The organism is Bacterioplanoides sp. (genome assembly GCF_965226395.1).
Taxonomy (GTDB): Bacteria; Pseudomonadota; Gammaproteobacteria; order Pseudomonadales; family Oceanobacteraceae; genus Bacterioplanoides.
In genome coordinates this window covers 671,552-690,006 of record NZ_OZ245358.1, presented here as the reverse complement: position 1 = coordinate 690,006, position 18,455 = coordinate 671,552, and the positions used below count along the sequence as shown (strand labels likewise).

Annotated in this window: 18 protein-coding genes; 5 read left to right on the top strand and 13 right to left on the bottom strand. The window is 48.6% G+C overall.

Going from position 1 to position 18,455, the window contains the following annotated elements:
- The first annotated feature begins 4 nt into the window (after positions 1-4).
- The 3 genes from secA to mutT all read left to right on the top strand — a co-directional run bounded on the left by secA (position 5) and on the right by mutT (position 4,964).
- Positions 5-2,746, top strand: a complete 2,742-nt coding sequence (gene secA, locus ACO05E_RS03190) for a preprotein translocase subunit SecA (RefSeq protein ID WP_419811550.1) — start codon at positions 5-7, stop codon at positions 2,744-2,746.
- Between the two features lie 273 nt (positions 2,747-3,019).
- Complete coding sequence (argJ, locus tag ACO05E_RS03185; RefSeq protein WP_419811549.1) at positions 3,020-4,237, top strand: bifunctional glutamate N-acetyltransferase/amino-acid acetyltransferase ArgJ; 1,218 nt, start codon at positions 3,020-3,022, stop codon at positions 4,235-4,237.
- Positions 4,238-4,553: 316 nt separating this feature from the next.
- Positions 4,554-4,964, top strand: a complete 411-nt coding sequence (mutT, locus tag ACO05E_RS03180) for an 8-oxo-dGTP diphosphatase MutT (protein WP_419811548.1) — start codon at positions 4,554-4,556, stop codon at positions 4,962-4,964.
- Between the two features lie 35 nt (positions 4,965-4,999).
- Here mutT and ACO05E_RS03175 read toward each other — a convergent pair whose 3' ends face one another.
- The gene (locus ACO05E_RS03175) at positions 5,000-5,365 is read right to left on the bottom strand and encodes a DUF6164 family protein (RefSeq protein ID WP_419811547.1); all 366 of its coding nucleotides are present in this window, start codon (positions 5,363-5,365) and stop codon (positions 5,000-5,002) included.
- A 161-nt stretch (positions 5,366-5,526) separates the two neighbouring features.
- On the opposite strand from ACO05E_RS03175, the gene ACO05E_RS03170 reads away from it, so the two are divergent.
- Entirely contained in the window at positions 5,527-6,387 is an 861-nt protein-coding gene (locus ACO05E_RS03170) for a FadR/GntR family transcriptional regulator (protein ID WP_419811546.1), read from the top strand.
- On the opposite strand, the gene lnt is transcribed toward ACO05E_RS03170, so the two are convergent.
- The 6 genes from lnt to ACO05E_RS03140 form a co-directional block, all read right to left on the bottom strand.
- Entirely contained in the window at positions 6,311-7,876 is a 1,566-nt protein-coding gene (gene lnt, locus ACO05E_RS03165; protein WP_419811545.1) for an apolipoprotein N-acyltransferase, read from the bottom strand. The two genes, ACO05E_RS03170 and lnt, sit on opposite strands and share 77 nt — an antisense overlap.
- A gap of 97 nt (positions 7,877-7,973) precedes the next feature.
- Positions 7,974-8,819 (bottom strand): HlyC/CorC family transporter, encoded by an 846-nt coding sequence (locus ACO05E_RS03160; protein WP_419811544.1) that lies wholly within the window; start codon positions 8,817-8,819, stop codon positions 7,974-7,976.
- Positions 8,820-8,825: 6 nt separating this feature from the next.
- The gene (ybeY, locus tag ACO05E_RS03155) at positions 8,826-9,320 is read right to left on the bottom strand and encodes an rRNA maturation RNase YbeY (RefSeq protein ID WP_419813651.1); all 495 of its coding nucleotides are present in this window, start codon (positions 9,318-9,320) and stop codon (positions 8,826-8,828) included.
- 22 nt (positions 9,321-9,342) lie between these two features.
- The gene (locus ACO05E_RS03150; protein ID WP_419811543.1) at positions 9,343-10,422 is read right to left on the bottom strand and encodes a PhoH family protein; all 1,080 of its coding nucleotides are present in this window, start codon (positions 10,420-10,422) and stop codon (positions 9,343-9,345) included.
- Positions 10,422-11,771 (bottom strand): tRNA (N6-isopentenyl adenosine(37)-C2)-methylthiotransferase MiaB, encoded by a 1,350-nt coding sequence (miaB, locus tag ACO05E_RS03145; RefSeq protein WP_419811542.1) that lies wholly within the window; start codon positions 11,769-11,771, stop codon positions 10,422-10,424. The genes ACO05E_RS03150 and miaB overlap by 1 nt, the downstream gene beginning before the upstream one ends.
- A gap of 181 nt (positions 11,772-11,952) precedes the next feature.
- The gene (locus tag ACO05E_RS03140) at positions 11,953-12,894 is read right to left on the bottom strand and encodes a hypothetical protein (protein WP_419811541.1); all 942 of its coding nucleotides are present in this window, start codon (positions 12,892-12,894) and stop codon (positions 11,953-11,955) included.
- A 275-nt stretch (positions 12,895-13,169) separates the two neighbouring features.
- Between ACO05E_RS03140 and ACO05E_RS03135 the strand changes: the two genes are divergently transcribed.
- Positions 13,170-13,754 carry a hypothetical protein gene (locus ACO05E_RS03135; protein ID WP_419811540.1) on the top strand — a complete coding sequence of 195 codons (585 nt, stop codon included), beginning with the start codon at positions 13,170-13,172 and terminating at the stop codon, positions 13,752-13,754.
- A 56-nt stretch (positions 13,755-13,810) separates the two neighbouring features.
- Here ACO05E_RS03135 and ACO05E_RS03130 read toward each other — a convergent pair whose 3' ends face one another.
- From ACO05E_RS03130 to ACO05E_RS03105, 6 genes are all read right to left on the bottom strand, one after another.
- The gene (locus ACO05E_RS03130; RefSeq protein ID WP_419811539.1) at positions 13,811-13,966 is read right to left on the bottom strand and encodes a hypothetical protein; all 156 of its coding nucleotides are present in this window, start codon (positions 13,964-13,966) and stop codon (positions 13,811-13,813) included.
- Between the two features lie 138 nt (positions 13,967-14,104).
- Positions 14,105-14,671, bottom strand: coding sequence for a TetR/AcrR family transcriptional regulator (locus ACO05E_RS03125; protein ID WP_419811538.1), 567 nt, complete (start codon positions 14,669-14,671; stop codon positions 14,105-14,107).
- A gap of 188 nt (positions 14,672-14,859) precedes the next feature.
- Complete coding sequence (gene ychF / locus ACO05E_RS03120; RefSeq protein WP_419811537.1) at positions 14,860-15,954, bottom strand: redox-regulated ATPase YchF; 1,095 nt, start codon at positions 15,952-15,954, stop codon at positions 14,860-14,862.
- Positions 15,955-16,027: 73 nt separating this feature from the next.
- Positions 16,028-16,612 carry an aminoacyl-tRNA hydrolase gene (pth, locus tag ACO05E_RS03115; protein WP_419813650.1) on the bottom strand — a complete coding sequence of 195 codons (585 nt, stop codon included), beginning with the start codon at positions 16,610-16,612 and terminating at the stop codon, positions 16,028-16,030.
- Positions 16,613-16,722: 110 nt separating this feature from the next.
- A complete protein-coding gene (locus tag ACO05E_RS03110; RefSeq protein ID WP_419811536.1) occupies positions 16,723-17,358 on the bottom strand; it encodes a 50S ribosomal protein L25/general stress protein Ctc in 636 nt (211 codons plus the stop codon).
- Between the two features lie 106 nt (positions 17,359-17,464).
- A complete protein-coding gene (locus ACO05E_RS03105; RefSeq protein WP_419811535.1) occupies positions 17,465-18,406 on the bottom strand; it encodes a ribose-phosphate pyrophosphokinase in 942 nt (313 codons plus the stop codon).
- Positions 18,407-18,455 lie beyond the last annotated feature (49 nt).

Below are 18,455 nucleotides of genomic sequence, written 5' to 3'. Positions count from 1 at the left end.
AACCATGATCGGTAATCTTTTTCGTAAGATCTTCGGCAGCAAAAACAGCCGTGAACTTAAACGTATGGGTAAAATTGTTGCCCAGATTAATGCTCTGGAAGAAGGCCTGAAGGCACTTTCAGATGACGAATTAAAAGCCAAGACTGCAGAATTCAAACAACGTATCGAAGCCGGTGAGGCGCTGGATAAGTTATTGCCAGAAGCCTTTGCTGTCTGTCGTGAAGCCAGTGTGCGTGTGATGGAAATGCGCCACTTTGATGTACAGATGATTGGTGGTATCACGCTGCATGAAGGCCGTATTGCTGAAATGCGTACCGGTGAAGGTAAAACCCTGGTTGCGACCTTACCTAGTTATCTGAATGCTTTAACCGGAGACGGCGTTCATGTCGTGACGGTGAATGATTACCTTGCGCGTCGTGACGCTGAGTGGAATCGTCCATTATTTGAATTCCTGGGTATGACCGTAGGCATTGTCGTTCCGGGTCAGAACCCAATGGAAAAGCGTGAGCAATATCAGGCCGATGTTGTTTATGGCACCAACAATGAATTCGGCTTTGATTATCTGCGCGATAACATGGCCTTCTCTCTGGGCGATAAAGCACAACGCAGCCTGAACTTTGCCATTGTCGATGAAGTTGACTCCATCCTGATTGATGAAGCACGTACTCCACTGATTATCTCTGGACCGGCCGAAGACAGCTCAGAAATGTATCGGGCTATTAATCAGCTGGTTCCTAAGCTGGAAAAAGGCGAAGAAGCTGAAGAGGGCAGTGAAGCAGTGGCTTCGGGTCACTACTTTGTTGATGAAAAGCAACGCTCGATTGAACTGACTGAAGAAGGTCATGAGTTTGTTGAAGAGCTGCTGATTGAAGCCGGCATTTTGAAAGACGGCGAAAGTCTGTATGCGGCAACGAACCTGAACTTACTGCATCACGTACATGCCGCTTTAAAAGCACACGCGGTTTATCAGAAAAACGTCGATTATATTGTTCAGCAAGGTCAGATTGTGATCGTTGATGAACACACCGGTCGTACTATGCCGGGCCGTCGCTGGAGTGAAGGTCTGCATCAGGCTGTTGAAGCGAAAGAAGGTGTTCAGATTCAGGCAGAGAGTCAGACGCTGGCTTCGACGACCTTCCAGAATTACTTCCGCCTGTATAACAAATTGGGCGGCATGACAGGTACCGCCGATACCGAAGCCTTTGAATTCCATCAGATTTATGCACTGGATGTGGTGGTTATTCCAACCAATAAACCGATTCAGCGTATCGACTATAACGATGTCATTTATGCCACCCAGCGTGAAAAATACGATGCGGTTGTCGAAGAAATCCGTGAAGTGATTGCTCAGAAGCGTCCTGTTCTGGTGGGCACGGCTTCGATTGAATCATCTGAATATATTTCTCAGGTGCTGCAAAAAGCCAAAGTTGCGCATAACGTATTAAACGCGAAAGAAAATGCCCGAGAAGCAGAAATTATTGCTCAGGCCGGTCGTCCGGGGGCAGTAACTATTGCCACTAACATGGCGGGTCGTGGTACCGATATTATGCTGGGCGGTAACTGGGAGGCTGAAGTTGCTGAGCTGAATGAGCCGTCGCAACAGCAGATTGATCAGATCCGCTCTGAGTGGCAGGTTCGCCATGACGGTATTTTAGAAGCCGGTGGCTTGCATATTATTGGTACTGAACGCCATGAATCGCGCCGGATCGATAACCAGTTACGGGGTCGTGCCGGTCGTCAGGGTGATGCGGGTTCAACGCGTTTCTTCCTGTCGCTGGAAGACAGCCTGATGCGTATTTTTATGTCTGAGCGTATGCGCGGCATGATGCAGGCGTTGGGCATGAAAGATGGTGAATCCATCGAGCATAAAATGGTTACCAATGCGGTTGAAAAAGCTCAACGTAAAGTGGAAGGCCGTAACTTTGATATTCGTAAGCAGCTGCTGGAATACGATGATGTGGCCAACGACCAGCGTCGTGTGATTTACGAGCAGCGTAATGACCTGATGGAAATGGAAGACATTTCCGGTGTTATTGCCAATATTCGCCAGGATGTGGTGGCGGATGCAATTGATGGTTATATCCCTCCACAAAGTTTGTCTGAACAGTGGGATATTGCAGGCCTGGAAGCACACCTGAAGGCTGAATTTGATATTGAGCTGCCGATACAGCAGTGGCTGGACAACGACGATAAATTGTACGAAGAGCCGCTGCGTGAACGTATTCTGGAAAGCATCCAGAAAGCGTACGAAGATAAAGAAGCGGTAGTGGGGGCTGGCCCGATTCGTATGTTCGAGAAGCAGGTGATGCTGCAAATTCTTGATAACCTGTGGAAAGAGCATCTGGCAACGATGGATCACCTGCGTCAGGGGATTCACCTGCGTGGCTATGGTCAGAAGAATCCGAAGCAGGAATATAAGCGTGAATCTTTCACTCTGTTCCAGGAATTGCTGAAAAATATTAAACACGAAACGATCCGTATTCTGTCACATGTGAAAGTGCGTGAAGAAGAGGAAGTCCGTGAAATGGAAGAGCAGCGTCGTGCCCAGGCTGAAGCGCAAGCTCAGCAAGCAAATTATCAGCATGACGAAGCCGCTTCAGCTATTACTGGTGAAAAGCCTCAGGAAAGTGCTGAGGATGAAGCTGCTCAACCATTTGTTCGTGATGGACAAAAGGTAGGGCGTAATGATTTATGCCCGTGTGGTTCGGGCAAAAAATACAAACACTGCCACGGCAAGCTGAATTAAGGCTCCTGAGTCTGTTAACAGACTCTAATGCAAACAGTGTTTGAAAATATGCAGCCGATTGGCTGCATATTTGTTTTTAATATAGACAAACAAGAATATCGCTATTGATATTTTTCTCTCGCCGCTCAGAAGCGACATCCCTGTCGCTGCTGAGCTAACGCAACATCCCTGTCGCTGCTGAGCTAACGCAACATCCATGTTGCTGCTACGAAAAACATCAATACCGCTATTCTTTGCGTTAACGAAAAAACGCATCGAAAAGAAGAGATAAAAATGGCTGTTAATTTCGAAGTATTTAAAGATTTCTGTGCCGTTGATGGCATTAAAATGGGCATTACTCAGGCGGGTGTTCGTTATCCTAATCGTGACGATATGGTGTTGTTTGAATTAGCGGAAGGCAGCCGTACCGCGGGTGTTTTTACTCAGAATGCTTTTTGTGCTGCCCCCGTCACAATTTGCAAAAAACACCTGGAATTAACTGAGCCGCGTTATTTATTAATTAATACCGGCAATGCCAATGCCGGTACCGGTCCTGAAGGTTATCAGAATGCAGTGAGTAGCTGTGAACTGGTTGCCGGCACCACCGGTTGTTCACCTGCTGAAGTCTTACCATTCTCAACGGGTGTGATTGGTGAACCGCTGGATATGACTGCTTTCAAACGTGGTGTACCAGCGGCGTTTGCAGATTTAAATCTGGATAACTGGGCGCGTGCTGCGTCCGGTATTATGACAACCGATACGCTGCCTAAAGGTTTCAGCACTCAGACTGAGATTGAAAGTATTAACACAACCGTAACGGGTATCTCTAAAGGCGCTGGTATGATTATGCCGAATATGGCGACCATGCTGGGCTTTATTGCTACCGATGCTGCGGTTGAAAAGTCAGTTTTGCAGAGTTGGTGTAAACAATTGGCAGATGCTTCGTTTAATCGTATTACTATTGATGGCGATACCTCAACGAATGATTCCTGTTTATTAATTGCGACGGGCCAATCCGGCTTGGAAATTACCGATGCCACTAGTGAAGCAGGACAAAAATTATTTGCTGTATTAAAAGACGCGTTTCAGAAACTGGCGCAGGCTATTGTTCGGGATGGTGAAGGAGCAACTAAATTTGTCACCGTGGATGTGTCATCCGCTGCGAGCCAGAAAGAAGCATTGGATGTAGCCTATACCGTTGCACACTCCCCACTGGTAAAAACCGCATTGTTTGCTTCGGATGCAAACTGGGGCCGTATTCTGGCAGCGGTTGGTCGTAGTGGCGTTGAAAATTTCGACCTCGAAAAAGTACAGATTTATCTGGATGATGTACAAATTGTTGAGAACGGTGGTCGTTGTGCTTCTTATACTGAGGAAGCCGGTGCGGCTGTTTTTGCACAAAGCGAATTTGCGATCCGTATTCAGTTAGGGCGTGGCGATATTCAGGAAACTTTGTGGACAACGGATTTGTCGCATGAATATGTTTCTATTAATGCGGATTATCGTTCTTAATTAATAATATGTCTGGCTAATCGGGATAGCTTTTCTTCCACACCCATCACAATCGCCATCCATGGCTCTGGTGATGGGCACGCAACATCCTGTTGCTGTTTTAGAAAAGTATCCCAATTAACCCGCTGATTGCCTTTATTTAGACCCATGCCGATAGTAACAGTGTCGGATCGAAATTAACTAAGTATTGAAACAGAGTTATTTTTAAAAGCAGAAACAGGATGTTTCGGTAGGATCGTCAGCACATGGATGTGCTGTCCGATCCGGCGGCTAAAAATAACTGTGTTTTAATGCTCTGTAATTGAACAATCGGATTATGAAAGAAGTCCATGTTGCAGTCGCTGTGGCTGTTGTTAATGACGCCGAAGTATTAATTGCCAAACGCCCAGATGATAAACATCAGGGTGGCTTGTGGGAGTTTCCAGGCGGAAAGGTTGAATCCGGTGAAACGGTTACAGCAGCGTTGGTAAGGGAGCTCGATGAAGAAGTCGCGTTACCAACCGCAGAAAATAATATGGCGGAGCTGATGCAGATTCCGTTTGAATACCCGGATAAAAAAGTCTTTCTCGATGTGTACTGGGTTGAAGTGGGTGTGAACGATGCCTTGTTAGCCCACGGCGCAGAGGGGCAGGAAGTACGCTGGGTGAAAGCCCATCAGTTGGCTGATTTTCAGTTTCCGGCCGCTAATCAACCAATCCTCGATGCCATTATACAGCGTCTGAGTTAAGACCTTTGATTGAGCTTTCTGGCTTGTTGCGCTGGTTATTCAAATATCGTCAGAAATGGCCATAGCATCAGGGCAATAATAAATCCGATACCCAAGGCAACCGCGATAAAGTCGGTAGGTCTTTGTAGTAATCGTTGTGGCCAGGGCTGAATATCACCGTTGCGCAGTTTTTCTTCAAATTCTGCGCGTAATGTAATCTGGCGCTGTTGCTGACTCTCCAGAATAAGCTGACGCACCTCGTCGAATTCTTCGTTATTTCTTAACCAGATAGCCGCTAACGAAATACCCCAGCGGCCTGCGTGAGTTTCATAAAAATCCACATCATGCTGTTCCAGCAGCTCACGAATCTGGTCGGCTTCTTCCTCCGATACACCGTTTAAACGAAATAATAATTTAGCCATGAACAATCCGATCCGTTCGCTGAGATGAAGGGTTGATTAATAAGCCACAATTGTATCAGTCGCTTGCTTTCATAGGGTAATTTAGTGACACTCAGTCAGGGTCTGATAACGGGCTCTAAGTAATAATAAAAAATACATCTCACTTATAAAGAATAATGACAATGGCAAAAACACTTCCAGATCAGATTGCTGATCTGTTTATTGCCCTGATCTTTACCGGCGAGCTAAAAGCCGGTGATAAGTTACCACCAGAAAGGCAACTGGCTGAATTACTTTCTGTTGATCGAACTTCTCTACGGATGGCACTGAGAACACTGGGGCGGATGAATGCCGTACACAGTGTGCAGGGTTCCGGTATTCGTATCTGCGATATGAATCGTGATATGGGGCTGGACTTTATGGATAACCTTTATCGGATTCCGGAGCTGGAATTAGGCGGAGATTTCTTATTATCAGGGCTTGAGTTATTTAACCGGGCTATTCCAACAGCGATTAAGCTGGCGCTGGAGAAGCGTCTGGCCGCCGCCAGATCCGGTGAGACCACAATTGAAAATGACAACCGCCTGCTGACCATGATTCAGGATATGTATCAGGCTCTGGAGCAGGGGGAAGATCTGAAAACGCTGGCACAAATGGATGTTGCTTATATTGATGCTCTGATGGCCGCTACCGGTAATCTGGTGTTACAGGCTTCCGCGAACAGTTCCCGCCGTATTCGTTTATTACTGACTGAAAAACTGTTCGAGTTGATCACGGTGAAAAAACATCTGTCATTTCAGGTAGGGATGTTGATGAAAGCGCGCAAGATGGAAGAGAACATTGATGTTCTGATCGCTGAATATCTGGCCTATATTGAGCAGCTGACACAACCGTTATACGAGCATCTGCGCAGCATTTCAGCGAACCCGAGATTATCCAGTTCGCCGTTAAAGAATGATCGCAATATCAGAAGTTGGCAGCAGGTTCTGGCTGGCCCTGACGCACCACCAGAACGCGTGCCATTAGTAAAACCAATCCACTGAAAATAAACAGCGGCCACAATCCCAGTTGCATATAGGGAGTTTGGCCCTGACGCATTTCTGCCACGCCGGTTAAGGTTGCTTGTTGTTTAACCGGCAGCTTGTCGACAATTTCTCCCTTGTGGTTCACCAGCGCGGTAATACCGGTATTGGTCGCCCGTAATAAATAGCGCTGGGTTTCCAGTGAGCGCATTTGTGCCAGAGCCATATGTTGTTTTGGCCCTAAAGAGTCGCCAAACCAGGCGTCGTTACTGACGGTGATCAACATATCCGCTTCTTTAGCCATATGGCTGACCAGTTGTGGGTAGGCAATTTCATAACAAATATAAGGAGCGACTAAAAACAGTTGCTCGTGTTCTTCAGAGTGATATTTGCCAACCTTGATTAACGTCTGATCAGCTTCACCATGCAGAAAGCTCGACATTTCCAGATCAAAAAACGGAATTAACCCACGAATAAATTCTTGTAACGGTACGAACTCACCAAAAGGAACCAGCTGTTGTTTATGATAAATACCTTCACCATAGCCGCGTGCCACGATGCTGTTATGAAACTCACCGGCCTGTGGAGTGCCTTGTGGGTGACGATAAGGAATACCGGTAATCAGAGTGCTGTGTTGTTGTTCAGCTTCCCGGGCAAAGACATCAAAATAAGGCTGGAACTGATCAAGAAATAAGGTCACGGCGGTTTCCGGCCATAAAATTAAATCAGCATTCCAGTGTTCGCGAGTTTGGTTGTAGTAATCGTTAATGGTTGGGCTGACCATTTCCCGCAGCCATTTTTTATCCTGATCCACATTGCCCTGTACCGCTGCAACAGTGAGCTCGCCGGATTTTTCAGTCCATTCAACATCCTGCAGCAGCCAGCCAGCCGGCCATAACAGTAATACCAGCAGATAGAGCGGCTGGCGTTTCTGCCAGCTTTGATACAGGGTTGTCAGACTGAGTACTGCCAGAACCGATAATCCATAGCTGCCAATAATCGGAGCCCAGCCGGATAACCAACTGAAGAGGTGAGCGTCACCGGCAAATAACCAGGGAAAGCCTGTCATAAACCAACTGCGGAACCATTCGTGTAAAAACCAGAATACCGGGATGGTGAGCCACGCCAGATGGCGAGCGAAATATTTCTGTCGCAGGGCAAACCAGAAGGCCGGAAAGGTGGCAATAAATCCGGCAAACAGCCCAATCAGCAGAACCGCCAGCAGCGCTGGGGTACCACCATGATCGTGCATGCTGACGTAGATCCACGATATACCAGTCGAGAACTTACCAAAACTGAACCACCAGGTTCGCCAGAATGCTTGCCGGGTTGTTTCACTATGCCAGACGGCATAAACAAATACCGCAATACTGAGCAGGCCAACCGGCCACCAGAACAAGGGGGCTAATGCCAGCGGAAAAAGCGCACCGGCAAGCCATAATATCAGGGCTGAAACCCATGGCCGAGACGTTGGAACTGAAGAGAAATAGCTGCGTAACTGCGACATCATCAGCGCAACCCTGAGTTAGAGAATGAGAGTGTGAAGGCAGTGACGAACACTGCCTTCGTTATTTATTATTCCGTCGTGTGGCAATTCGCTAATCTGTTCAGGATTCTGTAACAGGCGTTACTTCCAACAGATTAATCTGACGGCTGGTGCCATTCACCACTTTAAACTTCCATTGATCAATCAGGATGTGTTCATCACACTCCGGCACACGACCGAAGTGATGCACCACAATGCCACCAATGGTATCGAAATCCTGATCGGCAAAACGAGTGTTGAAGTGCTCATTAAAGTCGTCGATCGAAGTCAGGGCTTTCACCATGGTAATGCCTTCTTCAACTTCTTTAATCATGCTGTCGTCTTCGTCGAAGTCATGCTCGTCTTCGATTTCACCAACGATCTGTTCCAGTACGTCTTCAATGGTGACTAAACCGGCAACGCCGCCAAATTCGTCCACCACAATCGCCATATGGTTGCGGGTGGCACGAAACTCCTGCAGCAAGACATTCAGACGTTTGCTCTCCGGAACAAAGGTCGTTGGTCTCAACACTTCCTTCAGGCGGAAGTCTTCACGGTTTTCATTAAGAATTAATGGCAGCAGGTCTTTGGCGAGTAAAATTCCCAGAACTTCATCCTGGTCGTCGCCCATCACCGGAAAACGCGAGTGTGCGGATTCGATAATCCGTGGTAAATAATCTTTCAGGGAGTCGTTCAGGTTGATGGAAATCATCTGCGAACGCGGGATCATAATATCGCGCACCTGCATTTCAGAAACCTGCAGGGCACCTTCCAGAATCGCTAATGTTTCGTTATCGACAATGCTGCGTTGAGCAGCTTCGCGAACAATGTCTTTAATGTCCTGACGACTTTGGGGGTCGTCAGAGAATAAATCGGTGAGTTTTTCCAGCCAGCTTTTCTGCTGGCTGCTCGATCGGTCTTCGCTCATAGATGTTTATGACTCGGTGTTAGGGATACCATGATCCTCAGAATATGGGTCGTCGAATCCCAGCTCAGCGAGAATCTGGCGCTCCAGATTCTCCATTATTTCGGCTTCATCGTCCTTTATATGGTCGTAACCCAATAAATGCAAGCAGCCATGAACCACCATATGTGCCCAGTGTGCCCGGCTGGTTTTGTGTTGTTCCTGCGCTTCCTGCTCCACCACGGGAACGGCAATGATCAGGTCACCCAGTAGGGGAATCGGCACTTCCGGCGGTGCTTCAAACGGAAACGACAACACATTGGTCGGTTTGTTTTTGCCGCGATACTCATGGTTGAGCTGCTGGCTTTCCGGGTTATCCACCAGGCGAATGGTCAGTTCCGGTTCGTCAAAACGGCAGCGGCCGTCTAATGCAGCACTGGCCCATTGAGTCAGAGATGCTTCATCCGGCAGAGCAGGATGGTCGATGATGTCATCGGCAATCTGCACATCCACAAACAGATCCATTTCACTCTCAGACATGCTGGAATCAGTCATCGGCCTGCTCGTTTCTGCGTTGTTGACGACGTTCACGCTCTTCCTGCTTTTCCAGTTCGTCATGCTTGTCGTAAGCATCGACGATTTTCTGAACCAATGGGTGACGCACCACGTCCTGATTGTTAAAGCGGGTCACACCAATGCCATCAACGCCATCGAGCACACTTAAACCGTGTTTCAGACCGGAATAGACGCCACGGGGCAAATCCACCTGAGTCACGTCACCGGTGATCACCGCTTTGGAGCCAAAACCCACCCGGGTCAGAAACATCTTCATCTGCTCTTTGGTGGTGTTCTGGCTTTCATCCAGAATCACAAACGAATGGCTCAGAGTACGACCACGCATATAGGCCAGAGGAGCCACTTCAATCACGTTGCGCTCCATCAGTTTACTGACCTGCTCAAAGCCGAGCATTTCATACAGGGCGTCGTAAAGCGGGCGCAAATACGGATCAATCTTCTGCGCCAGATCACCGGGTAAAAAGCCCAGTTTTTCACCGGCTTCCACCGCCGGGCGTACCAGCAGGATGCGTTTCACTTCGTCACGCATCAGTGATTCAACCGCAGCGGCAACCGCCAGGAAGGTTTTACCGGTACCTGCCGGGCCGATACCAAAGTTGATATCGTATTGGCGGACTCGTTCCAGATATTCCAGCTGGTGAGGGCCGCGTGGTTTGATCAAGGCTTGCGGCGTTTTAATCACACCAGATTGCTGGCCTTTCTTAACCTGAGCGTAGGCCGCTTCGGCGGCGTCTTCCTGCAGAAATAAATGAATCAGATCCGGTGTGATATCGGTGCCGTTATGGGTCTCTTTGTACAGACGTTGAATCAGATGCGCCGCACGTTTAGAGGCTTTGGGGCTGCCTTCCAGCTTAAACTGAGCACCACGGTTATAGATGGTCAGCTGGAAATGATCGGCAATCTGGCGAATATGACTGTCCAGGTTGCCGCACAAATTGGCTAAGCGCAGGGCATCATCCGGTTCTAAGGTAAAGCGGGTGCTGTGCACATTTTTAGTCGCCGTGGCGGTCTCATTGGACTCATTAACCGGTTCGTGCGTTTCAGTTGCCATTAATATGCCAGCTCCGGGTTAATCACAATGCCACGCAAGCTGTTCGGGTAAGCGTCTTCAATGCTGACTTTGACGAATTTGCCAATCAGGTCGTGATCGTGATGACGGAAGTTCACTACGCGGTTGTTTTCGGTACGGCCCTGCAGTTCGCCCGGGTCTTTCTTTGATACGCCGGTAACCAGAATGGTTTCTTCTTTGCCGACCATACGACGGCTGATTTGTTGGGCATGCTGAACAATACGGGCTTGCAGAATCCGTAGACGTTCTTTTTTCAGTGATTCCGGTGTGTCATCTTCCAGGTCCGATGCCGGAGTCCCCGGGCGGGCGCTGTAGACAAAACTGAATGAGGTATCGAAACCAATCTGTTCAATCAGTTTCATGGTGTCTTCGAAGTCTTCCAGCGTTTCACCTGGGAAGCCAACAATAAAGTCAGAAGAAATCGAAATATCCGGGCGCAGAGCACGTAAACGCTGGATTTTGTCGATGTAGATATCAATTTCATGGCCGCGTTTCATGGCAGCCAGAATGCGGTTTGAGCCACTTTGTACCGGCAGGTGAATATGGCTGACCAGCTCAGGGACTTCAGCATACACATCAATCAGACTGTTGCTGAATTCCAGTGGGTGTGAGGTGGTGAAACGAATACGGTCGATGCCGTCAATATCCGCTACCTGAGTAATCAGTTCAGCCAGGTCGGCAATATCACCGTCTGCGGTATCACCGCGATAAGCGTTTACGTTTTGCCCTAACAGGTTTACTTCACGTACACCCTGGTCGGCCAGAGACTGGACTTCAACCAGTACATCGGCCAATGGACGGCTGACTTCTTCACCCCGGGTATAAGGAACCACGCAGAAGGTACAGTACTTTGAGCAGCCCTCCATAATGGATACAAACGCAGAGCAACCTTCCACTTTGGGTTGTGGCAGGTGGTCAAACTTCTCAATTTCCGGGAAGGTGACATCAACAATTTTGATTGCATTGCTGGCCTTGTCGACCATCTCAGGCACACGGTGCAGGGTTTGTGGGCCAAACACCATATCGACAAACGGTGCACGCTTCATGATGGCGTCACCTTCCTGAGAAGCAACACAACCACCAACGCCAATTTTCAGATCCGGGTTGGCGTTTTTCAGCGGACGCCAGCGACCTAATTCATGGAATACTTTTTCCTGGGCCTTTTCACGAATTGAGCAGGTGTTTAACAGAATCACATCGGCTTCTTCCGGGTTATCCGTCAGTTCCATTTTGTGGCTTTCACCCAGCATATCGGCCATACGCGCAGAGTCGTATTCATTCATCTGGCAACCGTGGGTTTTGATAAACAGCTTTTTTGCTTTTTCTGTCATTCGTGTGCTCATGATTTGCTAATGTCGGTCTTGCTGGTTTCAGCTGGCTTACAATCTTGAATGGTGCTGAAAAAAGCGCCGTATTATACGGCTTATAAGGGAGGGATTGCTACTTTTTGACCAATCGTAATCGGGCTGGGTTGACTGATTTTGTCATGCCCCAGCCCCGACCCGTTAAGGCTTATTGATGGCTTAACGCCTTGATGGCAGCGGCGTATTCGCTCGCCTGATCAGACAGAGTTTGGTGGCGAATATCATCATGCTGTAGCGCCACACTGATACGATACAGCCAGCGTTCCATACGCAGGGCAATGGCTTCTGCCTCCTGAGAACGGGCCTCGGCAATTTCATTGCTTAAATCAGTGATCACTTCGGCATGTTGTGTTGCCCGGGTGGCGGCGATGGTCGCTTTGGCGATGGCGCCTTTGGCACGTGGGGTTTTGGCAATCAGTGCCTGCGCCTGTTGCAGTACAGTTTGTGCTGTTTGCCAGCTGATGGGGGCCACGTCCGGGCCACCTTTGTTATCAATACGTTGCAGATGATCTTTGACCGGTTGCAGCTGAATGTATTCGATGGTGTTGACCTCAACCTGATGCATACGGGCCAGCAACTGTTGTTGCTCCTTTGTGACTTCGGCTATGCGGTTGTCTTCCATCAGATCAATCAGTTCAAGCAGAGATTGCTCTAACCCGGCAAAGTCCGTTGGGAAGAAGTCATCGGCGCGAATGTTCAGCAAAACAGCCCGGTGATCCAGTGTAGGCTTCAACCGGGTCAGGATCTGTTGTTTGGTTTGTAGGCCGGCTTCCAGTGTTTTGATGGAACGCATTGCAGCGGTTTTGACCGGGCCATCCGGGTCGCCGCTGATGTGCATGTTCTGGGCTTCAGCCAGTTGCTCGCTTGCCAGTTTCAGATGGCGGGGTGCATAAAATGCCAGTTTTTCGCTACGACCCAGTTCCAGCTTGGATTGTGCATGTTGAATGGTTCGGGCTGCTGATTCATCCGCAACCGCAGCATCGCGTGCCGCATTCTGGCTGATGGCATCATAGTTCGCCACTTTGGCGGCACACCCCGCCAGTATGACGAGAGCGAATACAAGACTGCTTATCTGAGCGAAAAATTTCATAAAGGATTCCGTTTTTATTCCTTTGTATTAGTAAACTTTGTCGGATCTTACCATTTGCGATTTTCGCCACAAATGACTTTGAGCGATCAACAGACTTGTTTCCGTCAGGTAGGGCTGATATACAGACTTTACGGGCTGATAAAAAAAGCCTGTTTTGATGAAAGCGCCAGAGGATAAAAAGGAAGAGAAATAGAAAGGAGGAATCGGTTCCACCCACTGATTGATGTTATCAGACAGAGCCTAAGCTCAGAGGAGTGATTCAGATGAATGCAGAGATGCAACCTTTATTTTGGCGAATCAGCCGTGCAGAACAACAGGGCATTCAGGTCGTGAGCTTGTTAATGCCAACCTCAGACAGCGGTGAAGCCGCCGAGTTTCCAACCGATGTCTGTTTTCCATCCAACGCAGCTGCTGGCAACAGCTCACGCGATTTACGCTGGTCTGACGAAGACAGTGAGTTATTTCTTGATCTGGTTGATCGGGTGATCGACCTCAGCTCAGAGCCGGATGTTGAACTCGATATTACCGACGACGTAGTACAGGGTATTGTTCAGTTGGTGGCGTTGCGCCGTTTTCAGACCCCAAAACCATTGGATGAATGGCTGGCTGACGATGTGATTACTGAGCGTGAGGAGCTGGAGATTGGTGATCTGGTGTCGCTGAATACTTGTTCTGGAATGCCGCTGGCGATCATTGTTGATCTGGATTCCATTGATGCGACCTGCATTTTGCTGGAAGAGCTGCGCGACGAGCAGCAGCTGATTGCACCCATGCACTCGGTGTTGATGGTTAATCGTTTGTCCGTGTTACCGGCTGCCTTTGCTGAGGGTGACCTCGGTGATGGCGCTACAATTCACTGATAGAACTGGCTCGGCGTTCGCATAACCTTTTCTTTTAACTCCGCGTCAGGCTGTTTTCAGGCCTGACGGGAGTTACGGGTGCGTTTGTGAGTCAGAGCAATTTGCGCCAGTAAGTCGTAATAACCTGTATTCAGCTGCGCTTTGGCTTTGGTTTGCAGTGCCGGTGCTTTGGCTTGAGTGGTTTGTGCTACTGCGATTGTGGCATTGTTCATCGTTCTCTCCTTTTCTGAATGAGAGTGAATGTTCATTCAGTCTTTATCACTAAAAAAATGCCATCAGGCACTTAATTATTCTGAGCTGCGTATCACGTCAGCTGTGTTTAATATCGAATTGTACGGTCGTAATCTGAATCAGGCCTTAATGGCATCCCAACACAGATTTAATAAGTCGTCGGTATTCAGCTTGCCGTCGAGCTTTTCCGGCATCGTACTCTGCGTCTTGGCGATGGTCAGCACGCTACCATACGTAAACATGGTTAACACATCATTGGGTAATTCTTTAAACAGATGTTGCTGTTTGCCATCGTTCATCAGTTGATCAAGCACGTTATGGATCGTTTGTGTGGCCCGATCTTTAAAGTCACCACATATCGCTGGAGAAGACGATAACTGTTCAACCAGCGCACAGTCTCTGGGGTTTGAGCGCATGTAACAATAAAAATTGCCCCAGAAGGTGTAGAAGCGGATCTTAATGCAGTCTGCTTCGTTGTAATTTTTCAGGCATTCGGTCGTCATTTTCTGCACGATTTGCAGATACAACTCCTGTACTAACTCGTCTTTGGTCTCGAAGTAGCGATAAATGGTTCCTGCGCCACAGCAAGCACTTTTTGCCACTTTAGACATCGGGCTGGCTTGCAAGCCACACTCCGCGATCAGGTCGGCGGTGGCTTCCAGAATTTGTTCGCGTTTTTCGACCATGACAACTCAGGTTACTGCATGATGTGACTGAATGTTCATTCTGCGGCAAAAGCAGAGAGTGAACAATCATTCCGCCTGGATCAGATTGTTTTAAATCTGCAACAAAGCAATTTCAGTAAGAAAGGAGAGGAGGTGGATGGGCAATACCGCCGTGTGGTGGTATTGCCATCAAGACAGAAAGAGTTGGCTTAAACGTTAAACAGGAAGTGCATCACATCGCCGTCTTTAACGATGTATTCCTTACCTTCTACACGCAGTTTACCAGCGGCTTTACAGCCGGACTCACCGTTGTGCTCGATAAAGTCGTCATACGACATGGTCTCTGCGCGGATAAAGCCACGCTCAAAATCGGTATGAATCACACCAGCGGCTTGTGGTGCGGTAGCACCTTGTTTGACAGTCCAGGCGCGGACTTCTTTCTTACCGGCGGTAAAGTAGGTTTGCAGACCCAACAGTTCATAGCCACCACGAATAACGCGGTTCAGGCCGGGTTCGCTCTGACCCATTTCTTCGAGGAACATTTCAACGTCTTCAGCGTCTTCCAGCTCAGAAATTTCCTGCTCAATTTTGTTGCATACCGGGACAACCACGGCATTTTCGTTTTCAGCAATGCCACGAACCACATCCAGATGAGGGTTATTTTCGAAACCGTCTTCTGCCACATTGGCAATGTACATGGTTGGTTTGATGGTGATCATGTGGAACAGGCGAATACGATTCTGTTCGTCGTCATTCAGTTCCATCGTGCGAACTGGTTGGTCAGCTTCTAAGTGCTCGACGATGCGTTCCAGCAATGCTTTGTCAGCGACAGCGTCTTTATTGCCGCTTTTTGCGGTACGGGTCACACGTTGCAGCTGCTTTTGTGCGCTGTCGAGGTCGGCCAAAATCAGTTCCAGGTTGATAACATCAATGTCATCCGCTGGGTTGATGGTGTTTTCAACGTGGATCACATTCGGGTCTTCAAAACAGCGCACCACATGAGCGATGGCGTCGGTTTCACGAATGTTGGCCAGAAACTGGTTACCCAGGCCTTCACCTTTGGAAGCGCCTTTTACCAGGCCAGCAATATCGACGAATTCCATGGTGGTTGGAATCACTTTTTCCGGAGAAACGATACCGGCCAGTGTATCCAGACGCGGGTCTGGCATAGGAACAATGCCGCTGTTGGGCTCAATGGTACAAAACGGGAAGTTTTCCGCGCCGATACCTGATTTTGTTAATGCGTTAAAGAGAGTGGATTTACCCACGTTTGGAAGGCCAACGATGCCGCACTTAAAGCCCATAACAAATTCCTGAAAGTAAAAATAAGGTCGAAATCACGCAATGGGTGAGTCCGATGAAAAATTGCCGGGTATTTTACCCTTTATACGAATGAAGTCGATTCATTGCTTTAGGCAGATCGCCTGCCAACGCTATTGGGATCACCCGGATTGCTTCATCAATGGCATTATCAATCGCTTGTTGCTCACTTTTGCTGGCTTTGCCTAATACGTGGCCGGTGACTTTGTTCTTATCACCCGGATGGTCAATGCCAATACGCAAACGATGGAAGTTTTTGTTGTTGCCCAGTTTACCAATAATATCGCGCAAACCATTCTGCCCGCCGTGGCCGCCACCTTGTTTAAATTTGGCAACGCCGGTTGGCATATCCAGCTCATCGTGAGCTACCAGAATCTGTTCAGGTGATAACTTATAAAAGTTAGCCAGTGCCTGAACCGATTTACCGCTGGCATTCATAAAGGTGGTTGGCAGCAGTAACCAGACGGTTTTGCCTTCAATAATGCCCTTGCCTGCTTTGCCAAAAAACTTTTTATCGGCAGATAAAGGAATACGATACGTTTCGGCCAGGCGCTCAACCAACCAGGCACCGGCATTATGGCGGGTGTTTTCGTATTCGCTGCCGGGATTGCCCAGGCCAACAATTAACTGAATATCACTCATCATGTTATTCCACTAAGATTTGTTCAGCATTATTCCGTGCGGTAGTTTTCAGGCAATAAAAAAGCGGAGACCAGCTCCGCTTTTTTCAGACGAGGTCTGCAGGTCTGAAATTATTCAGCTGCTTCTTCGCCTTCTTCTTCGTCAGCTGCGCCGCCTTTTGGAGCTGCAACAGTAACAACAGAAGTGTCGTGCTCTGGGCCGTGAGACAGAGCCAGAGACTCAACGCCTTTAGGCAGTTTCAGGTCAGACAGGTGAATAACGGTACCCGCTTCAGCATCAGCCAGATCGATTTCGATGAATTCTGGCAGATCGCCTGCTGCACAGATGATGTCCAGGCTGGTCAGCTGGTGAGCAATTTTGCCGCCGCCCAGTTTAACGCCAACACAGCTGTCTTCGTTCAGGAAGTGCAGTGGAACGTGTGCTTTGATCTTAGTGCTCTTGCTTACGCGCAGGAAGTCAGCGTGCCAGATCAGCTGCTTAGCTGGGTGACGTTGCAGATCTTTCAGGATTACCTGTTCAGCTTTGTCGCCGATGGTCAGGGTAATGATAGAGCTGTAGAACGCTTCGTTTTCCAGCAGTTTGTTCAGTTCGTTAGCCGCCAGAGTGATAGCGGTTGGCTTACGGTCGTTACCGCCAGCTTTACCACCATAAACGATAGCTGGTACGCCGTTTTCGCGACGCAGGCGGCGGCTCGCACCTTTCCCTGAATCTTCGCGAACTACTGCATTCAGATTAAATTCTGACATGATGTTTTCCTTTAATAAGGTTGTAAAAATGTACTTTTCAGTACGGAAAACCGCCTGAACTTGCGACCAGTTCAAGCGGTATAAAAATTTTCTTTAGTACGTTGTTTTAACGGAACATCGCACTGATGGACTCTTCGTTATTAACCCGACGAATCGACTCAGCCAGTAGACCAGCAATGGTTAACTGGCGAATACAGCCCGTGCTTTTGGCCGCTTCTGTCAGTGGGATGGTGTCAGTAACAACCAGCTCATCCAGTTCAGCCGACGACAGGCGCTCAACAGCGGGGCCGGATAATACAGGATGGGTACAGTATGCGACAACTTTATTCGCGCCAAACTCTTTTAATGCTTTGGCGGCCTGACACAGAGTGCCGGCGGTATCAACCATATCGTCAACCAGAATACAGGTGCGATCCTGAACTTCGCCAATGATGTGCATTACTTCAGAAACGTTGGCTTTTGGTCGACGCTTGTCGATGATGGCCAGATCTGCGCCCAGTTGTTTGGCGACGGCACGAGCACGAACCACACCGCCGATGTCTGGGGATACAACCACTAAGTTGTCGTAGTTCTGACGCTCGATATCGTCGATCAGGATTGGAGAGCCATAAACATTATCCACCGGGATATCGAAGAAGCCCTGAATCTGGTCGGCGTGTAAATCAACGGTTAATACACGGTCAATACCAGCGCCTGACATCATATCAGCCACAGCACGTGCAGAAATCGGCACCCGTGCTGAGCGAGGACGACGATCCTGGCGAGCATAGCCAAAATAAGGTACAACCGCGGTGATACGGCTGGCAGAAGCACGACGCAGGCCATCAGCCAGCAATAGCACTTCCATTAAGTTGTCATTGGTAGGCGAGCAGGTCGGCTGCAGAATAAATACGTCTTTACCGCGAACATTTTCGTGCAGTTCAACGGTGATCTCTCCGTCACTGAACTTGCCAACAGTGGCTTCGCCAAGAGGAATGTCAAGACGCTCAACGACCAGTTTGGCCAGCTCGGGATTGGCATTGCCAGTAAATACCATCAACTTAGACACATTCGTCCCCTTTGATTGATGCAATTAGTCAGTAACAGATAAGAGTAGA

What these genes read in the sequence shown, in the direction of transcription:
- pth (WP_419813650.1), bottom strand. Translation starts at nt 16,612, where the DNA reads ATGAGTGATATTCAGTTAATTGTTGGCCTGGGCAATCCCGGCAGCGAA.
- ACO05E_RS03135 (WP_419811540.1), top strand. Translation starts at nt 13,170, where the DNA reads ATGCAACCTTTATTTTGGCGAATCAGCCGTGCAGAACAACAGGGCATT.
- ACO05E_RS03130 (WP_419811539.1), bottom strand. Translation starts at nt 13,966, where the DNA reads ATGAACAATGCCACAATCGCAGTAGCACAAACCACTCAAGCCAAAGCA.
- ybeY (WP_419813651.1), bottom strand. Translation starts at nt 9,320, where the DNA reads ATGGATCTGTTTGTGGATGTGCAGATTGCCGATGACATCATCGACCAT.
- mutT (WP_419811548.1), top strand. Translation starts at nt 4,554, where the DNA reads ATGAAAGAAGTCCATGTTGCAGTCGCTGTGGCTGTTGTTAATGACGCC.
- lnt (WP_419811545.1), bottom strand. Translation starts at nt 7,876, where the DNA reads ATGATGTCGCAGTTACGCAGCTATTTCTCTTCAGTTCCAACGTCTCGG.
- ACO05E_RS03170 (WP_419811546.1), top strand. Translation starts at nt 5,527, where the DNA reads ATGGCAAAAACACTTCCAGATCAGATTGCTGATCTGTTTATTGCCCTG.
- argJ (WP_419811549.1), top strand. Translation starts at nt 3,020, where the DNA reads ATGGCTGTTAATTTCGAAGTATTTAAAGATTTCTGTGCCGTTGATGGC.
- ACO05E_RS03110 (WP_419811536.1), bottom strand. Translation starts at nt 17,358, where the DNA reads ATGTCAGAATTTAATCTGAATGCAGTAGTTCGCGAAGATTCAGGGAAA.
- secA (WP_419811550.1), top strand. Translation starts at nt 5, where the DNA reads ATGATCGGTAATCTTTTTCGTAAGATCTTCGGCAGCAAAAACAGCCGT.
- miaB (WP_419811542.1), bottom strand. Translation starts at nt 11,771, where the DNA reads ATGACAGAAAAAGCAAAAAAGCTGTTTATCAAAACCCACGGTTGCCAG.
- ACO05E_RS03140 (WP_419811541.1), bottom strand. Translation starts at nt 12,894, where the DNA reads ATGAAATTTTTCGCTCAGATAAGCAGTCTTGTATTCGCTCTCGTCATA.
- ACO05E_RS03150 (WP_419811543.1), bottom strand. Translation starts at nt 10,422, where the DNA reads ATGGCAACTGAAACGCACGAACCGGTTAATGAGTCCAATGAGACCGCC.
- ACO05E_RS03175 (WP_419811547.1), bottom strand. Translation starts at nt 5,365, where the DNA reads ATGGCTAAATTATTATTTCGTTTAAACGGTGTATCGGAGGAAGAAGCC.
- ACO05E_RS03160 (WP_419811544.1), bottom strand. Translation starts at nt 8,819, where the DNA reads ATGAGCGAAGACCGATCGAGCAGCCAGCAGAAAAGCTGGCTGGAAAAA.
- ychF (WP_419811537.1), bottom strand. Translation starts at nt 15,954, where the DNA reads ATGGGCTTTAAGTGCGGCATCGTTGGCCTTCCAAACGTGGGTAAATCC.
- ACO05E_RS03125 (WP_419811538.1), bottom strand. Translation starts at nt 14,671, where the DNA reads ATGGTCGAAAAACGCGAACAAATTCTGGAAGCCACCGCCGACCTGATC.